Origin of the sequence: Schaalia vaccimaxillae DSM 15804 (assembly GCF_000420425.1) — a bacterium.
Lineage (GTDB): Bacteria > Actinomycetota > Actinomycetes > Actinomycetales > Actinomycetaceae > Pauljensenia > Pauljensenia vaccimaxillae.
The window spans coordinates 64,376-78,618 of the sequence record NZ_ATUX01000012.1 but is presented as its reverse complement, the minus strand read 5'-3'; the positions used below and the strand labels follow the sequence as shown (position 1 = coordinate 78,618).

The following is a 14,243-nucleotide window of genomic DNA, read 5'->3' as shown; positions in this document are numbered from 1 at the left end:
GCTCGCCCCTGGAACGGCCCCCAGTTAACCCGTGCGAACGCCAAAATGATGTCCTGGACACTCATCCCAGCGTTTAGCTGGCGGCGCGTAGGCTTACGCATCTTGGCGCGTTCTTTGGCGATGATCTCGGCCTGCTTGGCTTGGTGGGCCGCGATAGCTGCGAGGCCAACGGGATCGATCTCCACGTCAACGCCAAACGCCGATCCCACAGCGGCGACGCTCATAACGTCATCTCCCCGATGCGGACTTTCTCGGCGATCTCTTCGATCAGCTCGGCCTCACGCGCCTTGCCAGCCGCCTGCAGCTCGCGGGCAAGGCGCTTCAAGCTCAACGCGACGTTAAGACGCTCCAACGGCGTGTACGGTGCGGGTCTGGTGATCGGTGCCCCGTAGTAAGGGCGATAGTTCGGTGTGCGCTTCTTCATGACGCGTCCTCCCGAGTCGCCCACACCACGGCGTAAGCCAAGATCGCAAACAACATCCAGACGAGGAGCACCGCATTCGATGGCCACGGGTGCAGGTGGGTGAGCATGTGCAAAACGAACGCGGCAACAGAAGCGAGCAGGTTCAGTGCGGCGATGAACAGCGGCCAGTCGATGTGAAACTTCATCGTGATCCCTCTTCGCTAATATTGTTCGCATCTGTCGATCCACGTTCGAGGGGACAACGATGGCCGGAAGCGTCGAGATGTTTGACGCGATCGTTGATCACTTGGAGTTCAGCGTTAAACAGGGCGGCAAAATTAGCGAGCAGGTTCCCAACTTCGTCCAGGAAACGCGCATCAACTTCGACAGCACTTGAACCAAGTCTCACGCTCCCACCTCCTTGGTAAGCTCAGAAGCACCAGTAATCGCACCTGCCATGGAGGCCGCATCATGTCGTTTGATCCCGGCAAAACCGTCGAAGGCTACGCCGCCAGAGACCTTGAAGATGTCTTGTGGGAGCTTTCCAGCTGCATTGAGAGCATTGAGAAATTCGAGCAACGCCCAGCGGATCTCACGGCTGTGCGCTCTCAGCTCATGCACACAGCGGCGGCGCTGCGCTCGATCGGTTTCGCTTTCGAGTTGATCCAAGATTCGTTGCGTATCCTCGCAACGGGCAAAGATGTTCCGAGCCTGCCTGAAGATCACGAAGACCGGTTCAACAGGAGGACGGACCTGATGTTCGGCAAGCCGCCTTCGACAGGAGCGTTCGGACAAACCGACTACTGAGGCAAGCTGCTTCATCGTCATAGTCATGCCCCCACCGCCTCGGTGTCGGTGCCGTAGGCAGATAGTGCGAGGGGAACGCCTGCGTCCATGAGGGCATCGAGGTCATCGAATGACCATCGGTTAATGCCCTTGAAGCGGCGGGAGACGGCGGTCTGGTCTAGGCCGATGATGCGGGCAATATCTGCCTGGCTCTGGTTGGTGGCTGCCATGAAGCGGCGCACCTCGCGACTCACAATTGTCTGAGAACTGGTCATGACGCACAAACTATGCGTTTGCCACATAGTTTGTGTGACGACACGCCGACTTGTGGAATGTTTGCAGATCGAAAATTATGCGTTTATCGCCTAAACTGTTCTCATGAGCACTGCAATTCCGCTTCCACAGCAAAGCTTTTCAGAAACCGTTGCACGTAACGTCCGCGCCTTGGCAGCGGCCGCCGGACACTCCCAGTCCTCCTTAAGTCGGGCACTCGGAATGTCACAGACGCAAACACATAAGCGCTGGAAAGGCTCGATTGCGTGGACTCTTGATGAGCTCGCGGAAGTCGCTGCCGTCCTAGGTGTTTCGCCCGCCGTCCTCATTGACGGCTTCATCCCGGATACGCAGAACCCCACCAGGTGGATCACACCTAGTGGGGCCGCTGCGCGCTCGAAGGGACTCGAACCCCCAACCTTCTGATCCGTAGTCAGATGCTCTATCCATTGAGCTACGAGCGCATCGCCGTTTGGCTGCTCTCAACTTTACGCGGCCTGCCCCGATCTCCCAAATCGCTGACCTGGGGAATCGGTCACACCAAGAATTTTTCGGCCTGATAACAAGGAACGAGATGGTTCAACACCTAGGGGTAGACAAACTCGTTGCAGACACCAGCATCTCTCACCGACTCCACCAGTGGGCCTCAAAACCTCCACCGGATCGTCCGCAAATCCAACACCTCGGACACCCCCGAACAGCCCCACAAAGCTCACTGAAAGCAGCCGCCCTAGCCCTATTCCAACCCGCTCCGGCCGCTCAAAGAATTCGAGGCATTTTCATGTGCTGTTCACCTAAACGCAGAGATAACAGACATGTACCCCAAAAATAACCGAGGAGTCGCACTCCGCGACATCTCACAACACACCAATTCATGACAAGAACTCCCATCTCTGACACTCGAAAGCACGGCACCAACCTCGCACTTTTCGCCGCGAGCACCGCGGCCGCGAGGCTTACATGCAGCAGGACTGGACGCAGTTCGCCATGTCGTACCGCTCCGTCTCGACCATGGAAAGCGGCTATGAGTACGACACCGACAAGGCGTGGGACACCACGAACTCTGGCTCCTTCATGTGGACGAATAACCGCCCCACTGAGTCGGCGACAGAGGGCACCGATATGTCCTCCGGTTCAAAGACCGCTAACGGTCTGCTCGGCTGCCTACCGGACAAGGTGACCAAGCTCGAAACGGCCGGCGAGGGCGCGCTCAACGTGTTAACCGCGGATTCGAATGGCTTCTTCCTGATGGTCGAGGGCGGCGCGGTTGACTGGGCGGGTCACTCGAACTTTGAGGGCTGCTTGCTTGAGGAGCAGTTGGATTTTAACGCTTCCGTTGACGCGGTGAACAAGTGGGTGGAGACCTACTCGAACTGGGATGAGACCCTGGTGATTGTCACTGTTGACCACGAGACCGGCTATTTGGCGGGTGTGGATGCGACTCCGAATTGGACGCCGATGGCTGGTGAAGCGAACAAGATTCCGAATGTGACGTGGCATTCGAAGGGTCACACGAATGCTCTGGTTCCGTTCTTCGTTAAGGGTGCGGGCGCGGATCAGTTCGCTGCTGTGGCGGATCAGAGCGACAAGGTGCGCGGAGCGTACTTGGATAACCGGAGATGGGTTCGCTGCTAAAGTCGATGATGGCTGAGCGTTCGGTGCTCGAGGCGGACGCGCTGCTGCCTGCCGTGGATTGCGAGAAGTTGCCGTCTGCGGTTTCGGTTCCGGCTCCTGCTGATGATGCGGACAAGAAGGCTGATGAGAAGCCTGCTCCTGCTGACGGTAATGGCGCGCAGTCGGGCGGCCCTGTCAAGGATGACGCTGGGAAGGGTAGCTCGTCGGGCAAGGGTGATTCTTCCGCGAAGGCTGCCGGCAAGGGCTCGGCGGTTCTGCGGCTGGTTCGAAGGGCAAACTAGCGAGGACGGGCGCTGACGCTGTTGCGCTGTTGGCCGGAGCCGCTGCGTTGGCGGTTGTCGGTGGTGGCGCGGTCGCGTTGCGCCGTTTCTCGAAGTGATCGCTGCTTATGCGTGCGGACGCGTTGCGTGAACGTTCAGGTGTTGTGTGAACGTAAGTTCGTGATGGCGTTTTAGTCCGGGCATACAACGAGGGCGCCACCCTGGCCGTTTGGCTGGGGTGGGCGTTCGCGTTGAGTAGGACTGCGCAGCGTCTGGGGCGGGTGTTCGGCTTGTTTGGGCTGCGTGCCGGCAGGTAGGCACTTGAGATGGTGTTTCGTCGAGATCCACCGTTATACGCCGGTGCCGGTTCGTAGACGAACCGGCGTCAGCGCGTAAGTGTGGATCTGGGTGCACAACTGTGGGTTTCGGCGAGGGCAAAGCCGTTGAGCTCACCGCACGCTGGAGTTTTGGGCGTCCCTCGCGAGAGTTTTGGGCGTCCCTCGCGGGGGATCGACAGTCCCCCAAGTCCGAGGGCCCGTGCGCGTCGCTAGTAGCCGGGGCCTCAGAAGGTCACGGCTGCGGCGCGAGACTGTTCGTCAATAACGGCCAACTCGTCGTCGCTGAACTCCAGCTTGGCCAGCGACCCAACCGAGTCCCGCAGTTGCTTCGACGACGAAGCTCCCACCAGCACAGTGGTGATGCGCTGGTCGCGCAGGATCCACGCCAGAGCCATCTGCGCCAGGGTCTGGCCGCGGTCAGCAGCCAGCTCGTTCAAAGCCCGCAGGTGTTCGATACGTTCATCGGTCAAAACGTTGACGTCCAAATACCGCTGGTCGGCGGCACGCGAACCTTCAGGCACACGCTGTTCGCCCAGGTACTTCGATGTCAGCAGTCCTTGCGCCAGCGGGCTGAACACGGCCAGACCGAGGCCAAGCTCGTCGCAGGTGTCCAGCAGCCCATCCTCGATCTCGCGGAAGAGCATGGAGTAGCGCGGCTGGCTGATCACCAGGGGCAGGTGAACCTCGCGCGCAAGCGCGACGGCTCGACGGGTCTGCTCGGGGTTGTATGAAGAGATGCCTGCGTAGAGCGCCTTGCCGGAACGCACAGCCTGGTCCAGGGCACCGATGGTTTCCTCCAGGGGTGTTGTCTCATCGAAGCGGTGGGAGTAGAAGATGTCGACGTAGTCAAGGTGCATGCGCTTGAGCGATTGGTCCAGGGAGCTCAGCATGTATTTGCGACCCGACCCGCCGGCACCGTAGGGGCCTTCCCACATGTCGTATCCGGCTTTGGTGACGATGACCATTTCGTCGCGGTAGGGGCGCAGGTCGTGGTCCATGTGGCGGCCGAAGTTTTCTTCTGCGCTGCCGTAGGGGACACCGTAGTTGTTGGCGAGGTCGAATTGGGTGATACCGAGGTCGAAGGCGGTGCGGATAATGTCGCGTTGACCTTGGATGGAGTGGTCGTCACCGAAGTTGTGCCAGAAGCCCAATGAGATGACCGGCAGGTCGAGGCCGGAGCGTCCGCACCTGCGGTAGACGGCTCCCTGAGCTTCATAGCGCTTAGGATCTGCCTTCCACATGGGGTCAAATTGTTGGGTGGCGATGGGCTCGGGCAGATTGTCGAATTGGGGCGTCATTGTTGTTTCCTTGTCGCGTCAGGATCATCCTGCTGGTCGGGCGTAGGCCCGGGCTTCAGCACTTGTCGGTCGGATGTGCCGTGTCGGTCGGGGTACTGCGCCGTATCCTCGGGTTGCCGCGCCGGTAGACACGCACCGGTAGACACCTGTCAGCGGTGAGGTGTCGGCGGGCATGAAGAGCGGCCGCCCGATCGTGAAAGACCCTCCGCGCACCCGGCAGCGCACCCTTATCCTTGCTGCCTTCCGGCCCTGGGGAGGTTCGGATGATACCGTCACGCGGAGGATCGACTTTTAGTTTACACGAGGACGCAAGATGCGCCCAGAGCCTTCCAAGGGTCATGATGTGCGTATGCGTTCCATCACCGACAATCTGAACTATCAAGCTACATATGCCGTCACCCGCACCGGGGGTATGCGCAAACCACGGTCATTCGTCGCCTCCTCCATGCTCGGAGGAGCCTTCATAGGTCTCGCCGACATCTTCATGATCGCCGCAGGCGGCCCGCTCAAAGCCGCGCACAGTCCTTGGGCGCCCCTCGTCAACGGTGCTGTCTTCGGTATCGGTCTCATCCTCTGCGTCTTCGCAGGAGGAGAACTAGCCACCAGCGCCATGATGACATTCACCATCGGAGCCACGCGCCGCACCATCACGTGGATGAAAGCCTGCTGGGGTCTGCTTTTCATGCTGGCAGGCAACCTGGCCGGTTCAATCGTCTTAGCTGGCCTCGTGCGAGGATCAGGAATTACCAAAGAAGGGACAGACGCCGGGATTGCCCTAGCGATGATGATTGAATCCAAAGGACACTACAGTGCCACAGAACTGTTCTTCCGCGGGATCCTGTGCAACGTCCTCGTGTGCCTTGCCATCTGGTGCGTGACGCGAACCGACAATGAAATTTCCAAGATTGTCGCCATGGCATGGTGCCTGGCCGCATTCGTTGGATCCGGTTTTGAACACGTCGTCGCCAACATGACGACCTTCTCGCTGGGCATCTTCCAGGGGGTTGACGGCGCGACGCTGGCTACTGCCGCGCATAACCTTGCATTGGTAGGCCTGGGCAACCTGGTCGGCGGAGCCGTCTTCGTTGCCGGAGCATACTTGGCGATGCGCGCAACGGAAGACGGCGGCGCCCAAGCGCGTGCCGAGCAGGGCCTGGAAGTGGGTCACTGAGGGCTCGTAAGGTGAGAGGAACTAACTCGACCTAACTCTGCCCAGAAGCTGTGCCCGACACTAATCTGACGGGGCCGTGCTGAACCCTAAGCGCTGAACGCTGAGCCCGTCACAGGGTTCTCTGGTGAAATTTAAGTGTCAACCACCGGCCAACCTGTGCCGTTCTCAAGTTTCACCCGCAGAAATAGACACAGTCGTCAAATCTCTTCCATCCGGCCTGAACGCAAAACGTTGAAATCATGCGGTTTTTGATCCAACCTTACCTGCTGCCCCACCACGACTGTGTCTGTTTTTGCGGGTTACCCATCGGCTTGACCAATCCATGAGCGATCGCGGAGGGCGTCAACACGGACATAGTTACCTGGGCTTGCACGAAACCCGGGCTTGCACAGAAGCTGTTGACGCGAAGCGGTAACAAAAGTTTAGCCCGGCATCACTTTTCCTTGTGATACCGGGCCAAACAAGGGGCGGAGGATGGGGGATTCGAACCCCCGAGGGCTTGCACCCAACACGCTTTCCAAGCGTGCGCCATAGGCCACTAGGCGAATCCTCCAGGCACGTGCGAAGCATCGCGCGCTTGAACATCCTAAACGGAAGCCACCAGAAAACGCGAACTCGCTTGCCTTCAGACGCCATGGCATTGCTCACGGATCCCCAAAGCCACAGTCCCGACAGAACCCCCTCCCACACTGAGCAACCTTCGCAAAGACCACGCCATCCCATCGCGGATCCTCAAAGTGGCCCACGCCCACCAACTCTATGGCCGCTGAAGTCTGCGATACACCAGACGTCTGCTCACCGGCGCCACGATGAACAACAACAGCCGTACTGCGGTCAGATTCCTCTTAGGTCACAAATTGGACCCTTCCCTTGTAATTCATACCCCACTCGCGCACAGTGGCGCCATGCGTAAAACACTGATCTCGTTGACCACCGCCTTCATCCTCACCTGCGGCTTAGCCGCATGCTCGTCAAACTCCAGCGTGGAAAGCTCCCCCTCGTCGGCCGACGCATCCACTTCAAACTCCACCGGCTCCCAAGACTCCTCGTCTGCTGACTCCGGTTCAACGAAAGCCGCAGACTCTACGTCAATTGAGGATGACTGCAAGACCCTTAGCACAGCCATCGAGACGCACATTGCCCCGCTGGATGAAAAATACGCGAACGTAGCCAATGAGCAAGCAACGTCAGAATTCGAAGGATTCCTCGCCGACTTCCAAACTTCCATCGGAAAGGTCTCAGACGAATTGCCTACAGGAGAGGTGAAAACCGTTTGGACAAATTACGTTAATTACGCCAACGAAGCCTTCGGCCTTGCAGACAAGATGGAGACTCTGGACTACACAGACCAAGAAGCCGTCTCAAACTTCCAGACTGAGGCGGAAAGGTTCAGCACCGAAATTTCCAATACCGCAACCCAGTTGCAGAACCTATGCCCGGATTTAAAAATCAACTCACAGGTCCTCGGCAGCCGAGGCTGATTCACCAAGCCTCGTACTCAGCGGCGAATCTCCTTCGATAAGACTTCAGTACCAGCGGGGTTTCACTGCCGACGAAGCCTTGAAAGCAACGAAGTCTTGAAACCAACAAGTGAAGGGCCCGGCCACTCCCCAAGGGGACTGCCCGGGCCCTTCACTTCGTCCAAAATCAGGACTGGAACATCTTGACGAAGTTCTTCACAATCTGTGCGGCAGGATGCTCTCCTTGCCCATCGCGGCCAATACGCAAGAACTCCTCAGGATCGTCCGTTCCCGGGTAGCCCGCATCCCTATAACGCTCCACCGTGCGAGCAATCGCCACAGAATCCAACTCCGGATTGAACTGCAACGCATAGAAATTCTCGCCAATGCGCATCATCTCAACCGGACAATTCAACGACTTCGCCAAAATCACGGCACCCTCGGGAACAACCTCAACGGCCTCGTGATGCCCCACGAAAGTCTCAAACTCACGAGGCATCCCCTCAAAAATCGGATCATCCCACGAGCCCGTCGTCATCATAATGTCGGTCAGCTGCGGATCCTCCGCCCACTTGCGCGACACCACGCCGCCCAAGAACACCGTGGCAACCTCGGTACCAAAACCAGTGGTCAAGCACGGAGTCTTCGCCTCAACAATCTGACCAAAAAGCTCCGCCAACTCGGCCTCAATCGCCTTCTGGGTCGCAGTCTTGCGCTCATCAGACGTGGTCGTCCCATAGGACGCACCCGCCACAATGACACCCGAATACTGCGTCACGTCAATGTCAGGCAAACCCAGCATGTCCAGACGCACCTGCTCCAAACAGGACTCATCCAAACCGCTGGTGTGAAGGAACGCGTTGAACTCAGCTTCAATTGCCTCGTCCTCGGGACGAGTAGACACCAAGAGGAAGGGTTTCATGCCTCGAACTCTATGCAATGAAGAACAAACGGGCTACCCGGAACATCCCAAATGGGAAGAACCAACACCCGTCCACTCCGATCACATGTTGATGATCAAAAGAATCACTAACACCCACAGCGCCGCGACAACGCTGGAGATGGCGGTCGCTCCCAACGCCTCGCGCTGCCCGACGCGGCCGTGAAGATTGCGCGCCCTCAGGTAAGCGATCACACCCATCACCGCCGAAATAGGCAGAAGAAAAGGCACGATCATGCCGGCGACAGTCAGCCACAAGGCCGCCGAAGCCAAGCCGTTGTCCACTCCGCGAGGAGACGTGTAGCCCGGGCCAGCAAAAACCTCCGCCGGGTTCACTCTGTCGCTGCCTGGGAAAACGAATTCCTCCGGCGCAACCTGCGTGGGATCCGCCGCGCGAGCATGAGCACCCTGGGCATAAGGGTCCACAGTTGGTGCGGCGGCACCAGTTTGGGGCGGGCTGGACAAAACAAGGTCGGAAGGATTCATCGGAGCAGTCATCCCCATAAGTGTTCCACGTCCCGGCCGCCCAATACACGTCACCCGCCGAAGCCAAGGGCGGGTTCGGCCTCGTAACCGCCGCGCAAACGGCACGAGTCTTGCAGACCGGACGAGGTCGGCCTCGCAGCGCACAGGGACACCCATCACAAAAGCACGCAACCGCCGAGGATGGCGCCCGCGGAGGGCTATTCTGAGATTCCGACCGGTTCAACGGCCCAGCCCATCAACTGATCGGAGAAGCTCACTCATGAGCGATCGTAAGTCCAACGCGTTCAAATGGACCCTCCACGGCGACGGCTCATCCATCGCCCCCGGAGAAGTTGTCCTCCCCAGCGAACGCCTCTCCTGGCCCCGCACCATCGGCATCGGTGTCCAGCACGTCGTCGCCATGTTTGGCGCCACCTTCCTGGTTCCCCTCCTGACTGGCTTCGACCCGGCGACCACGCTGTTCTTCACCGGTTTTGGCACGCTACTGTTCCTGCTGGTCACATCGGGCAGGCTGCCCTCATACCTGGGATCCTCCTTCGCCCTGATTGCGCCCATCGGTGCAGTCACCGGCTATGTGGCCGGAGGCGGCGGCACCCTGGACGAATCCAAAGCTGCGTTGGCCCAAGGCGGCATCATCTTCTCTGGCGTGTCCCTGCTGATCGTCGGCATCATCGTCCACTTCGCTGGCGCACGCTGGATTGACAAGCTCATGCCGCCCATCGTCACCGGCGCGATCGTGTCACTCATCGGCTTCAACCTGGCGCCCTCGGCGTGGAACAACGTCAAAGCCGCGCCCGTGACCGCCGTCGTCACCATCGTTGCGATTCTGCTGATTACCGTGCTGTTCAAGGGCATCATCGGGCGCCTGTCCATCCTCATCGGTGTTCTGGTTGGCTATGCCACCGCCTGCATTCGCGGCGAAGTGGATTTCACCGCCATCTCGTCTGCTGACTGGATCGGCCTTCCCGGCTTCCGTGCGCCCGCCTTCGATTTCTCGCTGCTGGGACTGTTTGTGCCCGTCGTCTTGGTGCTGGCCGCCGAAAACATTGGTCACGTGAAGTCCGTGGCCGCAATGACCGGCGAAAACCTTGACGACATCACCGGCCGGGCGCTTGTGGCAGACGGCCTGTCTACCGCTCTAGCCGGTGCGGGCGGCGGTTCGGGCACCACCACCTACGCCGAGAACATTGGCGTTATGGCAGCAACCCGCGTCTACTCGACCGCTGCCTACGTCATTGCTGCGATTACGGCTTTGGGCCTATCTGTTCTGCCCAAGTTCGGGGCGATCATTAATACGATTCCTGCCGGTGTCCTGGGCGGCGCGGCCACAATCCTGTACGGAATGATCGGCATGCTGGGCGTGCGCATCTGGGTACAGAACCGCGTCGATTTCTCTGACCCGGTGAACCTCAACACCGCGGCCGTGGCCATGGTTGTGGCCATTGCGGACTACACGCTGGTGACCGGCAAGATGACCTTCTCGGGCATTGCATTGGGTTCGGTTGCGGCCATCGTCATTTACCACCTGATGCGTTGGATTTCGCAGATGCGCGGCACCAATCTTGAGGCAGCAACCCCCGCTTCGGCGCCGTCGGGTAGCGAACTCGAGGGCGAGGCTTACGCCAAGCGGCGCCGCGCCTCCGCTGACCAGGCCGAAAGCTAATACCGTAGCCCACCTCCTCACGGCGCACTCACCTCCTCCTTCGCCGAGAGCAGACTTTGTGGTCAAAAATGGCCGATTTTTGGGCCGAAAACGACCATAAGGTCTGCTCTCGGCCGGGGGAGCGGGGGCGGGAGGGGCGGACGAGGACGGCCAACGGCAGACGAAGACAGCCAACGGCGGGAGGATTAGGTAGACAGATCAATAGTTGATATGTCACTCTTTTTGGGTGACCGCTATTCTTATGGACCTTGCCAGCACAAAACCAGCAGCACCAACCGCCACTAAACCTTGCTCGACCTCGTCATTCTTCAACGCCCTCATCGACGCAGAAATCGCCGTCTGGAATCGCATCGAACGCGACCTGTGGGCAACCCCCGACTCGGCAACCCTGGCCCGCTACCTCACGCTGCGCACCATCACCACTGCGCAAGACGATGACGGCACTCCGGTTTGCATCCACGACATCGCGACCACCCAACACACAACAGTCGGAGCCGCATCACGCCTGGCAGACCGGCTTGAAAAAGACGGACTCATCACGCGCACCCCAGACGCGAACGACCGTCGAACCACCCGCCTGACCATCACCGATGAAGGTCGTAAGCGCTTCGCAATCGCAGACACGGTCTTCCAAACTACCCTCAGCAAAATCCTCACTGAACTGCCCCAAGACCAGATCGCAACGCTCATTCCACTGCTCGCCCGCATCACCGAGGCCGCCGAACACTCAACCTCTACCCCAAACACGGCAACAAGCACCCCGCGTCAACGCCGCGCAGCCAACGGACGCCAAATCACGAAGAGCACCAACGGCGAGCAACCCCAATGAAAGTCACATTGCCTACCACCATGCGCGCCGCCGTCATCAGCGAATTCGGCAGCCCCGAAGTCCTACGCATCCAAGACGTTCCAGTGCCTAACCCCAAACCAGGCCACGTTCTCATCAGAGTCGAGGCATTCGGCATCAACCGCTCCGAACAGCACTTCCGGCGAGGACTGGGATCCTTCGGAACCCTGCCGCGTATTCCCGGACTCGAAGCAGTCGGCACCATCGTCGCCCTCGCCGATCCCTGCGTCGGCCTAGAAATCGGCCAACAGGTGTGCGCACTCATGGGAGGCATGGGCCGGGAATTCGACGGCGGCTACGCCCAATACGTGTGTGCTCCCGCAGCCATCACCATCCCCTTCACTTCCCCCCTGCTATGGGAAGAACTCGGTGCCGTGCCCGAAATGCTGCAAACAGCCAACGGCTCCATCACCATTGGCACCGATTCGCGTGCAGGAGACTGGCTACTCATCCGAGGCGGCACTTCCTCAATTGGCCTGGCTTGCCTCGCTCTGGCACGCGCCCGCAACATCCACACCATCGCCACCACCCGTAACCCAGGGCGCCTTGACTTCCTGCGTGAGGCCGGCGCCGACCACGCCCTTGTCGACACCGGTAATATCGCCGACCACATCCGCCACATCACCGCAGGACGCGGAGCCGACGGCGCCGTCGAACTCGTCGGCACCAACACCCTGCGCGACACCCTCGCGTCGGTTCGGCGCGGAGGCACAGTCTGTTTCACCGGGATGCTGTCAGACCAATGGGCCATTAACGACTTCTACCCCATGGATTGGATTCCGAACGGCGTGCGCCTCACCGCCTACTCCGGCGACGCCGCCGACCTACCCGCGAGCGCTCTACAGGAATACCTCGACGGCCTGGCCGCCGGCACCATCACCGCGCCGCGCACGCGCGTGTGGATGGGCCTGGAAAAAGTAGTGGACGCTCATCGGCTTATGGACGAGGGCGAGGCGCTGGGTAAACAGGTAGTGCGGGTGACCCACGAGGACGAGGCCGACCTGGCGTCCATGGGGCAGCCAGGTTCCACGCCCCACGTCCAAATGAGCAACCACCCACACACGCAAACAACCGGCCAAAGGAGCGTCCAATGATCGAATTCGACCACGTCTCCAAAACCTACTCGGGCACACCGCACCCCGCAGTCGCCGACGTCAGTTTGCGCGTACCCAAATGGTCCACCACCGTCCTGGTTGGCACCTCAGGGTCAGGCAAAACCACCCTCGTGAGGATGGTTAACCGAATGGTGACCCCAACATCGGGGCGCGTCCTGGTGCGAGGCGAAAACGTTGCAGACGCTGACCCCGTGAAGCTACGTCGCTCCATCGGGTACGTCCTACAAGACGGTGGTCTCTTCCCCCACCGAAATGTCATCGACAACATCGCCACCGTGCCAGTCCTTGAAGGAGCCTCTCGGCGCGACGCCCACCGGCGCGCCCACGAGCTCCTCGAACTGGTGGGCCTAGAAGCCGCGATGGGCAAACGCTACCCTGCCCAACTATCGGGCGGGCAGCGTCAACGCGTCGGAGTGGCGCGCGCCCTCGCCAATGAAGCAGACATCCTGCTGATGGACGAACCCTTCGGCGCCCTCGACCCGCTGGTGCGCGCAGACCTGCAGCGCGAATTGCGAGACCTGCAGCGCAGACTTGGAACCACAATCCTTTTTGTCACTCACGACATTGACGAGGCTTTCCTACTCGGCGACCAAGTGGTTGTGCTGCAAACGGGCGGCATCGTCGCGCAAGCGGGAACCCCCGCGCAGATCCTCGCCAACCCGGCTGACACCTTCGTCGCAGACTTCGTTGGAGCCTCCCAGCCGCAACGCCGTCTGGCTGTGCGCGAAGAAGAGGAGAACCGCATTGTCGTGGACCAAGACGGGCGGCCCGTGGGGGTGCTGTGGGAGTCGGGGTCAGACCCTCACTCGAAGGCTCACCCGGTCCCGAACCCAAACCCGGCCGCGACCCCGGCCACGACTCGAAGCCAGAACGAAAGCCCGGGAGCGTCCTCGTGAACTGGATCCTCCAGAACCTGGACACTATCGGCGAACTGGCAGTCACCCACCTGACCATCGCCTTGCCCACAATCCTGGCCGCAACCGTAGTCTCGATTCCGATTGGCTGGTGGGCGCAGCGGTCCAAGCGTGCAGGCGCCGCAGTGCTATCAGTGCTGTCAGTGCTCTACGCCATCCCATCGTTGCCAATGCTCATCATGATCCCCGTGATCGTCGGAGTCTCTTTGAGGTCACCGGCCAACATGGTCATCGTGTTGAGCCTGTACGGGATTGCTGTTTTGGTTCGGCAAGTCGCTGAAGGGTTCGCAGCCGTGCCTGGATCCGTGCTCGAATCTGCCGACGCTGCCGGGTTCGGGCCTCTGCGCCGATTCTTTAGCGTCGAACTACCCCTAGCTACGCCCGTCATCATTGCGGGCGTGCGCGTGATTGTGGTGTCAACCGTGTCGCTGGTGACAGTAGGCGCGTTCATCGGTGTGAAGTCTTTGGGCACGCTCTTTACCGACGGGTTCCAACGCGGAATCGTCGCCGAAGTCCTAGCCGGACTAATCGCAACCGTCGCATTGGCTTTGGTGCTGGACCTGACAGTGATCGCGGCGGGGTGGGCGCTCACGCCTTGGACCAGGGTTGGCTCGAGCGAAGGGACGCGACTAACGCAAGGTGGGGACGGCCTCG

General features: G+C 60.1%; 18 protein-coding genes, 2 tRNA genes, 1 other RNA gene and 1 pseudogene. 11 read left to right on the top strand and 11 right to left on the bottom strand.

Annotated features, from left to right (window positions below; genetic code table 11):
• The 3 genes from G439_RS0110165 to G439_RS0110155 form a co-directional block, all read right to left on the bottom strand.
• The coding region (locus G439_RS0110165) for a hypothetical protein (RefSeq protein WP_026459611.1) at positions 1 to 224 on the bottom strand (224 nt) is incomplete at its 3' end.
• Entirely contained in the window at positions 221 to 424 is a 204-nt protein-coding gene (locus G439_RS0110160) for a hypothetical protein (protein ID WP_022869075.1), read from the bottom strand. The genes G439_RS0110165 and G439_RS0110160, both read right to left, overlap by 4 nt.
• Positions 421 to 609: a hypothetical protein gene (locus G439_RS0110155; protein ID WP_022869074.1), complete on the bottom strand. Its 189-nt coding sequence runs from the start codon at positions 607 to 609 to the stop codon at positions 421 to 423. Before G439_RS0110155 ends, G439_RS0110160 begins: the two co-directional genes overlap by 4 nt.
• A gap of 59 nt (positions 610 to 668) precedes the next feature.
• On the opposite strand from G439_RS0110155, the gene G439_RS12865 reads away from it, so the two are divergent.
• A complete protein-coding gene (locus tag G439_RS12865) occupies positions 669 to 800 on the top strand; it encodes a hypothetical protein (RefSeq protein WP_279379515.1) in 132 nt (43 codons plus the stop codon).
• Between the two features lie 8 nt (positions 801 to 808).
• Here G439_RS12865 and G439_RS12560 read toward each other — a convergent pair whose 3' ends face one another.
• Together G439_RS12560 and G439_RS0110140 are read right to left on the bottom strand one after the other, a co-directional pair.
• Positions 809 to 1,237 (bottom strand): hypothetical protein, encoded by a 429-nt coding sequence (locus G439_RS12560; protein ID WP_131333637.1) that lies wholly within the window; start codon positions 1,235 to 1,237, stop codon positions 809 to 811.
• Positions 1,234 to 1,464, bottom strand: coding sequence for a helix-turn-helix domain-containing protein (locus G439_RS0110140; RefSeq protein ID WP_022869071.1), 231 nt, complete (start codon positions 1,462 to 1,464; stop codon positions 1,234 to 1,236). The genes G439_RS12560 and G439_RS0110140 overlap by 4 nt, the downstream gene beginning before the upstream one ends.
• A gap of 103 nt (positions 1,465 to 1,567) precedes the next feature.
• On the opposite strand from G439_RS0110140, the gene G439_RS12460 reads away from it, so the two are divergent.
• Positions 1,568 to 1,888, top strand: a complete 321-nt coding sequence (locus tag G439_RS12460) for a helix-turn-helix domain-containing protein (RefSeq protein WP_083940869.1) — start codon at positions 1,568 to 1,570, stop codon at positions 1,886 to 1,888.
• On the opposite strand, the gene G439_RS0110135 is transcribed toward G439_RS12460, so the two are convergent.
• Positions 1,854 to 1,926: transfer RNA gene (locus G439_RS0110135), tRNA-Arg, on the bottom strand. The two genes, G439_RS12460 and G439_RS0110135, sit on opposite strands and share 35 nt — an antisense overlap.
• Before the next feature lie 496 nt (positions 1,927 to 2,422).
• On the opposite strand from G439_RS0110135, the gene G439_RS11985 reads away from it, so the two are divergent.
• Both G439_RS11985 and G439_RS0110125 read left to right on the top strand, forming a co-directional pair.
• Positions 2,423 to 3,097 carry an alkaline phosphatase gene (locus G439_RS11985; protein WP_026459610.1) on the top strand — a complete coding sequence of 225 codons (675 nt, stop codon included), beginning with the start codon at positions 2,423 to 2,425 and terminating at the stop codon, positions 3,095 to 3,097.
• A complete protein-coding gene (locus G439_RS0110125; protein ID WP_026459609.1) occupies positions 3,082 to 3,378 on the top strand; it encodes a hypothetical protein in 297 nt (98 codons plus the stop codon). Before G439_RS11985 ends, G439_RS0110125 begins: the two co-directional genes overlap by 16 nt.
• Positions 3,379 to 3,919: 541 nt before the next feature.
• On the opposite strand, the gene G439_RS0110120 is transcribed toward G439_RS0110125, so the two are convergent.
• Positions 3,920 to 4,993, bottom strand: a complete 1,074-nt coding sequence (locus tag G439_RS0110120; protein WP_022869070.1) for an aldo/keto reductase — start codon at positions 4,991 to 4,993, stop codon at positions 3,920 to 3,922.
• 193 nt (positions 4,994 to 5,186) lie between these two features.
• Positions 5,187 to 5,282: signal recognition particle sRNA small type (gene ffs, locus G439_RS12455), an RNA gene on the bottom strand.
• 24 nt (positions 5,283 to 5,306) lie between these two features.
• On the opposite strand from ffs, the gene G439_RS0110115 reads away from it, so the two are divergent.
• A complete protein-coding gene (locus tag G439_RS0110115) occupies positions 5,307 to 6,164 on the top strand; it encodes a formate/nitrite transporter family protein (protein ID WP_022869069.1) in 858 nt (285 codons plus the stop codon).
• Positions 6,165 to 6,632: 468 nt separating this feature from the next.
• Here G439_RS0110115 and G439_RS0110110 read toward each other — a convergent pair.
• Positions 6,633 to 6,717 (bottom strand) — tRNA-Ser (locus tag G439_RS0110110).
• Positions 6,718 to 7,069: 352 nt separating this feature from the next.
• Here G439_RS0110110 and G439_RS0110105 point away from each other — a divergent pair.
• Positions 7,070 to 7,645, top strand: a complete 576-nt coding sequence (locus tag G439_RS0110105) for a hypothetical protein (protein ID WP_022869068.1) — start codon at positions 7,070 to 7,072, stop codon at positions 7,643 to 7,645.
• A gap of 166 nt (positions 7,646 to 7,811) precedes the next feature.
• On the opposite strand, the gene G439_RS0110100 is transcribed toward G439_RS0110105, so the two are convergent.
• Together G439_RS0110100 and G439_RS11980 are read right to left on the bottom strand one after the other, a co-directional pair.
• Positions 7,812 to 8,546 carry a glutamine amidotransferase-related protein gene (locus G439_RS0110100; protein WP_022869067.1) on the bottom strand — a complete coding sequence of 245 codons (735 nt, stop codon included), beginning with the start codon at positions 8,544 to 8,546 and terminating at the stop codon, positions 7,812 to 7,814.
• Between the two features lie 81 nt (positions 8,547 to 8,627).
• Positions 8,628 to 9,062, bottom strand: coding sequence for a hypothetical protein (locus tag G439_RS11980; RefSeq protein WP_131333632.1), 435 nt, complete (start codon positions 9,060 to 9,062; stop codon positions 8,628 to 8,630).
• 247 nt (positions 9,063 to 9,309) lie between these two features.
• Between G439_RS11980 and G439_RS0110090 the strand changes: the two genes are divergently transcribed.
• The 5 genes and pseudogenes from G439_RS0110090 to G439_RS11960 form a co-directional block, all read left to right on the top strand.
• The gene (locus tag G439_RS0110090) at positions 9,310 to 10,713 is read left to right on the top strand and encodes a uracil-xanthine permease family protein (protein WP_022869065.1); all 1,404 of its coding nucleotides are present in this window, start codon (positions 9,310 to 9,312) and stop codon (positions 10,711 to 10,713) included.
• Positions 10,714 to 10,939: 226 nt separating this feature from the next.
• Positions 10,940 to 11,542: a MarR family winged helix-turn-helix transcriptional regulator gene (locus tag G439_RS12295; protein ID WP_131333630.1), complete on the top strand. Its 603-nt coding sequence runs from the start codon at positions 10,940 to 10,942 to the stop codon at positions 11,540 to 11,542.
• A complete protein-coding gene (locus G439_RS11970; RefSeq protein WP_022869063.1) occupies positions 11,539 to 12,654 on the top strand; it encodes a zinc-binding dehydrogenase in 1,116 nt (371 codons plus the stop codon). The genes G439_RS12295 and G439_RS11970 overlap by 4 nt, the downstream gene beginning before the upstream one ends.
• A complete protein-coding gene (locus G439_RS11965; protein ID WP_022869062.1) occupies positions 12,651 to 13,571 on the top strand; it encodes an ABC transporter ATP-binding protein in 921 nt (306 codons plus the stop codon). Before G439_RS11970 ends, G439_RS11965 begins: the two co-directional genes overlap by 4 nt.
• Positions 13,568 to 14,206: pseudogene (locus G439_RS11960) on the top strand (ABC transporter permease); the annotation flags it as partial. The gene G439_RS11965 and the pseudogene G439_RS11960, both read left to right, overlap by 4 nt.
• Positions 14,207 to 14,243 lie beyond the last annotated feature (37 nt).

Bases quoted from the DNA above. Each gene is read 5' to 3' on its own strand.
- G439_RS12560 (WP_131333637.1), bottom strand. From the start codon at position 1,237: ATGACTATGACGATGAAGCAGCTTGCCTCAGTAGTCGGTTTGTCCGAA.
- G439_RS0110115 (WP_022869069.1), top strand. From the start codon at position 5,307: ATGCGCCCAGAGCCTTCCAAGGGTCATGATGTGCGTATGCGTTCCATC.
- G439_RS0110155 (WP_022869074.1), bottom strand. From the start codon at position 609: ATGAAGTTTCACATCGACTGGCCGCTGTTCATCGCCGCACTGAACCTG.
- G439_RS0110160 (WP_022869075.1), bottom strand. From the start codon at position 424: ATGAAGAAGCGCACACCGAACTATCGCCCTTACTACGGGGCACCGATC.
- G439_RS0110125 (WP_026459609.1), top strand. From the start codon at position 3,082: ATGGGTTCGCTGCTAAAGTCGATGATGGCTGAGCGTTCGGTGCTCGAG.
- G439_RS0110100 (WP_022869067.1), bottom strand. From the start codon at position 8,546: ATGAAACCCTTCCTCTTGGTGTCTACTCGTCCCGAGGACGAGGCAATT.
- G439_RS11970 (WP_022869063.1), top strand. From the start codon at position 11,539: ATGAAAGTCACATTGCCTACCACCATGCGCGCCGCCGTCATCAGCGAA.
- G439_RS11980 (WP_131333632.1), bottom strand. From the start codon at position 9,062: ATGACTGCTCCGATGAATCCTTCCGACCTTGTTTTGTCCAGCCCGCCC.
- G439_RS11965 (WP_022869062.1), top strand. From the start codon at position 12,651: ATGATCGAATTCGACCACGTCTCCAAAACCTACTCGGGCACACCGCAC.
- G439_RS0110140 (WP_022869071.1), bottom strand. From the start codon at position 1,464: ATGACCAGTTCTCAGACAATTGTGAGTCGCGAGGTGCGCCGCTTCATG.
- G439_RS0110120 (WP_022869070.1), bottom strand. From the start codon at position 4,993: ATGACGCCCCAATTCGACAATCTGCCCGAGCCCATCGCCACCCAACAA.
- G439_RS0110105 (WP_022869068.1), top strand. From the start codon at position 7,070: ATGCGTAAAACACTGATCTCGTTGACCACCGCCTTCATCCTCACCTGC.
- G439_RS12865 (WP_279379515.1), top strand. From the start codon at position 669: ATGGCCGGAAGCGTCGAGATGTTTGACGCGATCGTTGATCACTTGGAG.
- G439_RS11985 (WP_026459610.1), top strand. From the start codon at position 2,423: ATGCAGCAGGACTGGACGCAGTTCGCCATGTCGTACCGCTCCGTCTCG.
- G439_RS12460 (WP_083940869.1), top strand. From the start codon at position 1,568: ATGAGCACTGCAATTCCGCTTCCACAGCAAAGCTTTTCAGAAACCGTT.
- G439_RS0110090 (WP_022869065.1), top strand. From the start codon at position 9,310: ATGAGCGATCGTAAGTCCAACGCGTTCAAATGGACCCTCCACGGCGAC.